This is a genomic window from Lujinxingia vulgaris (genome assembly GCF_007997015.1).
Classification (GTDB): domain Bacteria; phylum Myxococcota_A; class Bradymonadia; order Bradymonadales; family Bradymonadaceae; genus Lujinxingia; species Lujinxingia vulgaris.
Map to the genome: position 1 here is coordinate 1 of NZ_VOSM01000030.1, position 1352 is coordinate 1352.

Below are 1352 nucleotides of genomic sequence, written 5' to 3' on the forward strand. Positions count from 1 at the left end.
TTCAGCCACCCGCCCGAGCTCACCAGCTTCTGCACCCGCGAGGACTGCGAGCTCACCATCACCTGCACCGACGCCGAAGGTGGCGAGCTGCCCTGCGAGGATCTGGTCTTCCCCGAGGGCGAAGCCAGCGTCAACATCGCCCTGACCGCCTGCGCCGCCGACCTGGAACCGGAGCATTGCCTGGCGGAGCAGACCTACAACTTCTCCTTCGTGCCCCCGACCTGGACGCAGGTCGCCACCGGCGCCGCCCACTCCTGCGGCATCCTCGACGACGGCACACTCTGGTGCTGGGGCAACAACGGCAGCGGTCGCCTGGGCGACGGCTCCACCACCCAGCGCAACCAGCCCACGCGAGTGGCCGGTGATGGCGTGTGGATTCAGGTGAGTGCGGGCGGGCAGCATACCTGTGGGATTAAGGAAGATGGGAGTTTGTGGTGTTGGGGCCAAAACAATGAAAATCAAGTAGATTCAGATGCAGCTGCTGAAAACGCTTATAATGAGCCCCATCAAGTTAGTGATGCTACGAACTGGATTGAGGTAGCAACCGGCGGAACACACACCTGCGCCTTAAATACTGAAAATGAACTTTATTGTTGGGGTCGTGACTTAGAAGGTCAACTCGGCCCCGACCCCGTCACAAACGGACGAACGCAGGTCGAAATCGACGACGGCGGCACCACCATCGACACCTTCGTGGCCGTCGCCGCCGGCGATGCGCATACCTGCGCGGTGACGGCGGTGGGGGCGAATGGGTGGTGTTGGGGGAGTTTTTCGAGTGGACAGTTGAATGGTGGTACTTCCGGCGACAGCTCTCCGCGTCCTGTTGGCATTCCTGTCTCAGATGAGAATTATACAACTACCACAATAGCGGCAGGCGGAGCACATTCATGTGCCTTTGTATCAGCAAACCAGATTTCGGGAATGCGCTGTTGGGGTAGTGACAGCGCAGGCCAACTGGGTCACGATGATCCCCCATTTGTCCGAAACGTTTCAGTTCTTTCTAGTGTTGATGTTATTACTACTGGCACCGAGCACACCTGCGCCATCCAGCAAGAGGGGGTCAACGGGGTGGCATATTGTTGGGGACGTGCTGACAACGGACGCCTTGGACATAACGAAAACGCCACCACGGTCCCTACCGCCGTAAGTGGTGGTTTTACCGACTGGACCGCCATCTCTGCCGGCGAAGAACACACCTGCGGCATCGCCGATGACACGATGCATTGCTGGGGACGAAATAACACTGGTCAGCTTGGCCATTCAGGCAGCGGCGCTACCCCCACCCCCATCGCCTGGCCCTACACCCCTTAAACTCGGACTCTGGCCAACACGTCCGATCTAAAAACACCCCA

Annotated in this window: 1 protein-coding gene; it reads left to right on the top strand. The window is 59.2% G+C overall.

What is annotated here, in order from left to right:
* Positions 1-1311: RCC1 domain-containing protein (locus FRC98_RS20745; protein WP_230467874.1), on the top strand; the 1311-nt coding region annotated here is incomplete at its 5' end.
* Between the last annotated feature and the right edge of the window lie 41 nt (positions 1312-1352).